The following is a 7,868-nucleotide window of genomic DNA, read 5'->3' on the forward strand; positions in this document are numbered from 1 at the left end:
GCGGCAGCGGAGGCTGCCCGGGTGCGGGCCGTGAACGGTGGTGCGGTGGCGCGGGATCGTCAGCGGACGGGATGTCCCGCCTCGCGCAGGCTCTCCTTGACCTCGCCGATCCGCAGGTCCCCGAAGTGGAAGACGGACGCGGCCAGCACCGCGTCGGCGCCCGCCTCGATGGCCGGCGGGAAGTGACCGAGCCGGCCGGCACCGCCGCTGGCGATCAGCGGAACGGTGACGTGCTTGCGTACGGCCTCGATCATCTCGATGTCGTAGCCGTCCTTCGTGCCGTCCGCGTCCATCGAGTTGAGCAGGATCTCGCCCGCGCCCAGGTCGGCGGCCCGGTGGGCCCACTCGACGGCGTCGATGCCGGTGCCCTGGCGACCGCCGTGGGTGGTCACCTCGAAGGAACCGCCCTCGGTCCTGCGCGCGTCCACCGACAGCACGAGCACCTGCCGCCCGAACCGCTCCGCGATCTCCCGGATGAGGTCGGGCCGGGCGATGGCGGCCGTGTTGACGCCGACCTTGTCGGCGCCGGCCCGCAGCAGCTTGTCGACGTCCTCGGCCGTGCGGACACCGCCGCCGACCGTCAGCGGGATGAAGACCTGCTCGGCCGTACGCCGCACCACGTCGTACGTGGTCTCACGGTTGCCCGAGGACGCGGTGATGTCCAGGAACGTGAGCTCGTCGGCGCCCTCGGCGTCGTACACCTTGGCCATCTCGACGGGGTCGCCCGCGTCGCGCAGGTTCTGGAAGTTGACGCCCTTCACGACCCGGCCGTTGTCCACGTCCAGGCAGGGAATCACTCGGACCGCCAGGGTCATGACTGGGCTTCTCCCTGTTCTGTGGGGTCTTCGCCGGACCGTCCAGCGGGGTCCTCGGCGGAACGGAACGCCTCCACCTCGACCTCCACCACCAGCCGCGAGTCCACCAGACCCGCGACGATGATCATGGACGCGGCGGGGCGGACGGCGTCGAACAGCATCTTGTGGGCGCGGCCGACAGCCTCCACGTCCCGGGCATGGGTGATGTACATCCGCGTACGGACGACGTCGTCGCGGCCGAGGCCGAACTGCTCCAGTGCCGCGAACGCGGCGCCGAAGGAGTTGACCGCCTGCTCGTACGGGTCGCCCTCGGCGATCTGGCCGTCGACCACCGAGGTGCAACCGGACACCAGGACCAGGCCGTTCGGCAGCTCCACCGCGCGGGAATAGCCGAAGACGTCCTCCCAGGGCGCCCCGGTCGTGACGCGGCGCACGGCGCTCACCGGGCTACCGCCGCCAGGGCCTCTTCGAGGGTGAACGCCTTGGCGTACAGGGCCTTGCCGACGATGGAGCCCTCGACGCCGAGCGGCACGAGCTCGGCGATGGCGCGCAGGTCGTCCAGCGAGGACACCCCGCCGGAGGCGACCACCGGGCGGTCGGTCGCCGCGCACACGGTGCGCAGCAGTTCCAGGTTCGGGCCCTGGAGCGTGCCGTCCTTGGCGATGTCCGTCACCACATAGCGCGCGCAGCCCTCGGAGTTGAGGCGCTCCAGCGTCTCGTAGAGGTCTCCGCCGTCGCGGGTCCAGCCTCGGCCGCGCAGGGTCGTGCCGCGGACGTCGAGACCGACCGCGATCTTGTCGCCGTGCTCGGCGATGATCTTGGCGACCCACTCGGGGGTCTCCAGGGCGGCGGTGCCGAGGTTCACCCGGGTGCAGCCGGTCGCGAGGGCGGCCGCCAGGGAGGCGTCGTCCCGGATGCCGCCGGACAGCTCGACCTTGATGTCCATCGCCTTGGTGACCTCGGAGATCAGGTCCCGGTTGTCGCCGGTGCCGAACGCGGCGTCCAGGTCGACCAGGTGCAGCCACTCGGCGCCGGCGCTCTGCCAGGCCAGAGCGGCCTCCAGGGGGGAGCCGTACGAGGTCTCGGTCCCGGACTCGCCGTGCACGAGACGGACGGCCTGGCCGTCGCGGACGTCGACGGCGGGGAGGAGTTCGAGCTTGCTCACAGTGTTCCGATCCAGTTGGTGAGGAGCTGGGCTCCGGCGTCGCCGGACTTCTCGGGGTGGAACTGGGTGGCCGACAGGGCGCCGTTCTCGACGGCCGCCACGAAGGGCTTGCCGTGCGTCGACCAGGTCACCACGGGTGCGCGCAGCAGCGGGTTGCCGACTTCCAGGGACCAGTCGTGGACGGCGTAGGAGTGGACGAAGTAGAAGCGCGCGTCGGCGTCGAGACCGGCGAAGAGCCGTGAGCCGGCCGGGGTGTCGACGGTGTTCCAGCCCATGTGGGGCACGACGTCGGCCTCCAGCGGTCCGACCGTGCCCGGCCACTCGTCCAGTCCCTCGGTCTCCACGCCGTGCTCGATGCCGCGCGAGAAGAGGATCTGCATGCCGACGCAGATGCCCATGACGGGACGGCCGCCGGACAGCCGGCGGCCGATGATCCAGTCGCCGCGCGCCTCCTTGAGGCCCTGCATGCAGGCGGCGAAGGCGCCGACGCCGGGCACCAGCAGACCGTCGGCGTTCATCGCGGTGTCGAAGTCACGCGTTATCTCGACCTCGGCGCCCGCACGGGCGAGGGCGCGCTCGGCGGACCGTACGTTTCCGAAGCCGTAGTCGAAGACGACGACCTTTTTGGATGCGCTCAACTCCACACCTCCAGCCTCATGACGCCGGCGACGAGACACATCGCGGCGCCGATGGAGAGCAGCACGATCAGGCTCCGGGGCATGTCCTGCTTGACGAAGGAGTAGATCCCGCCGAGAAGGAAGAGGCCGACGACGATCAGGATGCTGGAAAGGCCTGTCACAGCGCGCCCTTCGTGGAGGGGAGGATGCCGGCGGCGCGCGGGTCGCGCTCGGAGGCGTAACGCAGGGCACGGGCCAGCGCCTTGAACTGGCACTCCACGATGTGGTGCGCGTTGCGCCCGTAGGGCACGTGCACGTGCAGCGCGATCTGGGCCTGGGCGACGAAGGACTCCAGGATGTGCCGGGTCATCGTCGTGTCGTACTCGCCGATCATCGGCGCCATCTTCTCGGGCTCGGTGTGCACGAGGTAGGGGCGGCCGGACAGGTCGACGGTCACCTGGGCGAGCGACTCGTCCAGCGGGACCGTGCAGTTGCCGAAGCGGTAGATCCCCACCTTGTCGCCGAGTGCCTGCTTGAAGGCGGCACCCAGCGCGAGGGCGGTGTCCTCGATGGTGTGGTGCGAGTCGATGTGCAGGTCGCCCTCGGTCTTCACCGTCAGGTCGAACAGGCCGTGCCGGCCGAGCTGGTCGAGCATGTGGTCGTAGAAGCCGACGCCGGTGGCCACGTCGACCTTGCCGGAGCCGTCGAGATCGATCTCGACGAGGACCGACGTCTCCTTCGTCACCCGCTCCACGCGTCCTACGCGGTTCATGCGCTCTGCTCCTTCTTCATGTCACGTACCGCGTCGAGGAACGCGTCGTTTTCCTCCGGGGTTCCGGCGGAGACCCGCAGCCACCCCGGTACGCCGTTGTCCCGGACCAGGACGCCCCGGTCGAGGATCTTCCGCCAGGCGGCGTGGGCGTCGGCGAACCGCCCGAACTGCACGAAGTTCGCGTCCGACTCGGTCACCTCGTAGCCGGCCGCGCGCAGTTCGACGACCAGCCGGTCCCGTTCGGCCTTCAGCTGCTCGACGTATCCGAGCAGGGTGTCGGTGTGTTCCAGGGCGGCCAGCGCGGTCGCCTGGGTGACGGCCGACAGGTGGTACGGCAGTCGTACGAGCTGGACGGCGTCCACCACCGCCGGGTGCGCGGCGAGATACCCGAGGCGCAGTCCGGCGGCGCCGAAGGCCTTCGACATCGTCCGGGAGACGACGAGATTCGGCCGACCCTCCAGCAGCGGCAGCAGCGAGTCGCCGTGGCTGAACTCGATGTACGCCTCGTCGACCACGACCATCGACGGCTTCGCCGCCTGCGCGGCCTCGTAGAGCGCGAGGACCGTCTCGGGCGGAACCGCGTTGCCCGTGGGGTTGTTGGGGGTGGTGATGAAGACGACGTCCGGCCGGTTCTCGGCGATCGCCCGCTCGGCGGCGGCGAGGCCGATGGTGAAGTCGTCGTTGCGGGGCCCCGAGATCCAGGCCGTGCCCGTGCCGCGCGCGATGAGCGCGTGCATCGAGTACGAGGGCTCGAAGCCGATCGCGGTGCGGCCGGGTCCGCCGAAGGTCTGGAGCAGTTGCTGGATGACCTCGTTGGAGCCGTTGGCCGCCCACACGTTCTCGGTGCCGACCGGGTACTTGCCGGTCTTCGTCAGATAGGCGGCCAGCTCGGTGCGCAGCTCCACCGCGTCCCGGTCGGGGTAGCGGTTGAGCCCGGAGGCGGCCTCGCGGACCCGCTCGGCGATCCGCTCGACGAGCGCCTCGGGCAGCGGGTAGGGGTTCTCGTTGGTGTTCAGGCGTACGGGGACGTCGAGTTGGGGTGCGCCGTAGGGGGTCTTGCCGCGCAACTCGTCCCGTACGGGGAGATCGTCGATGCCAGTCACTTGCCCTCGGCTACCTTCCAACCGCCCGACATTTGTTCGTCTCCGACGAACCTTGCTTTGATCGCCGCGCCGTGCGCGGGCAGGTCCTCGGCCTCCGCCAGCGTCACCACGTGATGCGCCACGTCGGCGAGCGCGTCCTTCGTGTAGTCGACGATGTGGATGCCGCGCAGGAAGGACTGGACGGACAGGCCCGAGGAGTGGCAGGCGCAACCGCCGGTCGGCAGAACGTGGTTGGAACCCGCCGCGTAGTCACCGAGCGAGACCGGGGCCCAGGGGCCGACGAAGATCGCTCCGGCGTTCCTGACCCGGTCGGCGACCGCGGCCGCGTCCGCCGTCTGGATCTCCAGGTGCTCGGCGCCGTACGCGTCGACGACCCGCAGGCCCTCGTCGATGCCGTCGACGAGGACGATCGCGGACTGCCTGCCGCGCAGGGCCGGGACGATCCGGTCCTCGATGTGCTTGCTGGCCGCGACCTGCGGCTCCAGCTCCTTCTCCACGGCGTCCGCGAGGGCCGCCGAGTCGGTGACCAGGACGGCGGCGGCGAGCGGGTCGTGCTCGGCCTGGCTGATCAGGTCGGCGGCGACGTGCACCGGGTCGGCGGTGTCGTCCGCGAGGACCGCGATCTCGGTCGGGCCGGCCTCGGCGTCGATGCCGATGCGGCCGGTGAAGTAGCGCTTGGCGGCGGCGACCCAGATGTTGCCGGGGCCCGTGACCATGGAGGCCGAGGCGCAGGACTCGGTGCCGTACGCGAACATCGCCACGGCCTGGGCGCCTCCGACCGCGTACACCTCGTCGATGCCGAGCAGTGCGCAGGCGGCGAGGATCGTGGGATGCGGGAGGCCGCCGAACTCCTTCTGCGGCGGGGACGCCAGCGCCATGGAGGGGACGCCGGCCTCCTGTGCCGGGACGGCGTTCATGATCACGGACGACGGGTACACCGACCGGCCGCCGGGCACGTACAGCCCCACCCGGTCGACGGGCACCCACTTCTCGGTGACCGAGCCTCCGGGCACGACCTGAGTGGTGTGCGTCGTCCGGCGCTGTTCGCGGTGGACGAGGCGGGCGCGGCGGATGGACTCCTCCAGGGCCGCGCGCACGGCGGGGTCGAGCTGCTCCAGGGCGTCGGCGAGGGCCTCGGCCGGGACGCGCACGGACTCCAGCCGTACTCCGTCGAACTTCTCCGCGTAGTCGATCAGCGCCGCGTCGCCCCGATGATGCACGGCCTCGCAGATCGGTCGCACCTTCTCCAGGGCGGCCGAGACGTCGAAGTCGGCTCGGGGCAGCAGGTCGCGCAGGGCGGAACCCTCGGGGAGGGCGTCGCCGCGCAGATCGATTCGGGAGATCACGGGGACAATTCTCTCAGACGGCGCCGAGGCGCCGGACGCCTGTATCAATGGCTGATACAAGCCACCTTCGGTCCCACGGAAGATCCTCGTCACCAGTAGCGTTCGGGCGGTCACTGAGCGGGCATTGCACGAATGTACGAAACCCGCGAGTAGCTGGGGAGGAAGGGACGTGCCGTGACCGAAGGTGCCGGCATCCGCACCGGGGACCTGCCGGACGAACTGACCGCCGCCGAAGCCGGGATGTGGCAGGCCTTCCGCAACGGCAGCGTGTACGACCTGCGCGCCGGCGACACCACCGTCGACGATCCGCACGGCGGCCATCCGTGGGGGCCCGAGCGGAGTGTCCGGGCCCGGATGGTCGCCTGGCTGCTGCTCGACGGGCCGCCCGCCCTCCAGGGCCGGGTCGCGTCCCTGAAACTGACCGGCGTGCGGATCACCGATGTGCTCGATCTCGCGGGCGGCACGGTGGTGCCGTACGTGGAGCTGAAGGGGTGCCGGTTCGAAAAGGAGGTCCTGCTGCCGGAGGCCCGCTTCACGACCGTACGGCTGGTGGACTGCGCGGTGCCGCGCCTGGAGGCGGCCCGGCTGCACACCGAGGGCGATCTTCATCTGCCGCGCTGCCGCTTCCACAACGGGGTACGGCTGACGGACGCGCACATCGGCACGGACCTGCTGCTCAACCAGGCCGTGGTCTACCGGGACCGGCGCGGGCGTTCCATCACCGGCGACGGCATGACCGTCGGACAGGACCTCCAGGCCGAGATGCTGGAGTCGCACGGTGAGCTGAGCCTGCGCGGCGCCACCGTCGGCGTGTCGCTGAGTCTGCGCGGCAGCCGGCTGAGCAATCCGTACACCCGGCTCGCCCTCAACGCCCCCCAGCTGACCGTCAACCGCACGCTGTACATGACCCCCGCGGGCCTCGGCAATCCGGTGATGACCAGCGGCACCACACCCGCGCGCGGCACGCTGGTGCAGCGGTTCGAGTGCCAGGGCGGGGTCCGCCTGGACGACGGGCGGTTCGGTGACGCGCTCGACCTCGAACGGGCCCGCTTCACCTTCGACGACGACCAGGAGCTGTCGCTGCTCCGGGTCCAGACCCCGGAGCTGCGGTTCCTCGGCGAACGGCCCGAGCGCGGCAAGGTCGTGCTGTCCGGGGCGCGGATCGTCAACCTGGTCGACCGGGCGTCCAGCTGGCCGACGCCGGGCAACCTCCACATGGGCGGTTTCACGTACGAGAGCCTGGTCCCGCAGGGCGCCTTCCCGCTGACCCGGCGCCTGGAGTGGGTGGCGGCGGCGACCGCCGAGTACAACCCGGAGCCGTACGAGCGTCTGGCCACCGTGCTGCGCAACTCCGGTGAGGACGAGGACGCCCGCGAGGTGCTGCTCGCCAAGCAGCGCCGCCGCCGCGAGACCCTGCCGCTGGCCGCGAAGCTCTGGGGGTACGCGCAGGACTGGACGGTCGCCTACGGGTACCGGCCCGGCCGGGCCGCCCTGTGGATGGCGGTGCTGTGGGCGGCGACGTCGGTCGCGTTCGCGCACGCCGGCCACACCCCGGCCAACGGCGACGGACATCCCCCGTGGAACGCCTCGCTCTTCGCCCTGGATCTGCTGCTGCCGGTCATCGACCTGGGGCAGGCCGACTTCTGGCAGCTGCGCGGCGGCTGGCAGTGGCTGGCGGCGGTGGTGATCCTCCTCGGCTGGATCCTGGCGACGACGGTGGCCGCGGGGGCCACGCGACTGCTACGACGGGGCTGACGCGGAGGCCCGGACGCTGGGGCGCCGGGGCTGACGCGGAGGCCCCGACGCGGGGGGGGCGCCGGGGCTGACGCGGAGGCCCCGACGCGGGGGGCGCCGGGGCTGACGCGGGAGACACCCGCGTGAGGAGCGTCCGGCGGGGGGCCGGGTTGACGCGAGAGACGCCGATGCAAGGAGCGTCCGGAGCGAGGGGCGCCGGGGCTGACGCGAGGAGCGTCCGGCGTGAGGAGCGTCCGGCGTGAGGAGCGTCCGGAGCGAGGAGCGTCCGGAGCGAGGAGCGTCCGGAGCGAGGAGC

9 protein-coding genes are annotated in these 7,868 nt (G+C 71.4%); 1 reads left to right on the forward strand and 8 read right to left on the reverse strand.

Going from position 1 to position 7,868, the window contains the following annotated elements; genetic code table 11:
- Window positions 1–59: 59 nt before the first annotated feature.
- The 8 genes from hisF to hisD are packed head-to-tail and all read right to left on the reverse strand — an operon-like array spanning window position 60 to window position 5,818.
- The gene (hisF, locus tag ACFWBT_RS39660) at window positions 60–815 is read right to left on the reverse strand and encodes an imidazole glycerol phosphate synthase subunit HisF (protein ID WP_385708730.1); all 756 of its coding nucleotides are present in this window, start codon (window positions 813–815) and stop codon (window positions 60–62) included.
- Complete coding sequence (locus ACFWBT_RS39665; RefSeq protein ID WP_385708734.1) at window positions 812–1,258, reverse strand: RidA family protein; 447 nt, start codon at window positions 1,256–1,258, stop codon at window positions 812–814. The genes hisF and ACFWBT_RS39665 overlap by 4 nt, the downstream gene beginning before the upstream one ends.
- Window positions 1,255–1,980, reverse strand: coding sequence for a bifunctional 1-(5-phosphoribosyl)-5-((5-phosphoribosylamino)methylideneamino)imidazole-4-carboxamide isomerase/phosphoribosylanthranilate isomerase PriA (gene priA, locus ACFWBT_RS39670; RefSeq protein ID WP_266757714.1), 726 nt, complete (start codon window positions 1,978–1,980; stop codon window positions 1,255–1,257). The genes ACFWBT_RS39665 and priA overlap by 4 nt, the downstream gene beginning before the upstream one ends.
- Window positions 1,977–2,624 (reverse strand): imidazole glycerol phosphate synthase subunit HisH, encoded by a 648-nt coding sequence (gene hisH / locus ACFWBT_RS39675; protein ID WP_351540187.1) that lies wholly within the window; start codon window positions 2,622–2,624, stop codon window positions 1,977–1,979. Before hisH ends, priA begins: the two co-directional genes overlap by 4 nt.
- Window positions 2,615–2,779, reverse strand: coding sequence for a hypothetical protein (locus tag ACFWBT_RS39680; protein WP_266757718.1), 165 nt, complete (start codon window positions 2,777–2,779; stop codon window positions 2,615–2,617). The genes hisH and ACFWBT_RS39680 overlap by 10 nt, the downstream gene beginning before the upstream one ends.
- Window positions 2,776–3,369: an imidazoleglycerol-phosphate dehydratase HisB gene (gene hisB, locus ACFWBT_RS39685; RefSeq protein ID WP_266757720.1), complete on the reverse strand. Its 594-nt coding sequence runs from the start codon at window positions 3,367–3,369 to the stop codon at window positions 2,776–2,778. Before hisB ends, ACFWBT_RS39680 begins: the two co-directional genes overlap by 4 nt.
- Window positions 3,366–4,472, reverse strand: coding sequence for a histidinol-phosphate transaminase (locus ACFWBT_RS39690; RefSeq protein ID WP_385708739.1), 1,107 nt, complete (start codon window positions 4,470–4,472; stop codon window positions 3,366–3,368). Before ACFWBT_RS39690 ends, hisB begins: the two co-directional genes overlap by 4 nt.
- Window positions 4,469–5,818, reverse strand: coding sequence for a histidinol dehydrogenase (gene hisD, locus ACFWBT_RS39695; RefSeq protein WP_385708742.1), 1,350 nt, complete (start codon window positions 5,816–5,818; stop codon window positions 4,469–4,471). Before hisD ends, ACFWBT_RS39690 begins: the two co-directional genes overlap by 4 nt.
- A 174-nt stretch (window positions 5,819–5,992) precedes the next feature.
- On the opposite strand from hisD, the gene ACFWBT_RS39700 reads away from it, so the two are divergent.
- Window positions 5,993–7,573: an oxidoreductase gene (locus ACFWBT_RS39700; RefSeq protein ID WP_385708745.1), complete on the forward strand. Its 1,581-nt coding sequence runs from the start codon at window positions 5,993–5,995 to the stop codon at window positions 7,571–7,573.
- Window positions 7,574–7,868: the final 295 nt, after the last annotated feature.

The sequence above is a fragment of the Streptomyces sp. NPDC060027 genome (assembly GCF_042737005.1).
GTDB lineage: Bacteria > Actinomycetota > Actinomycetes > Streptomycetales > Streptomycetaceae > Streptomyces.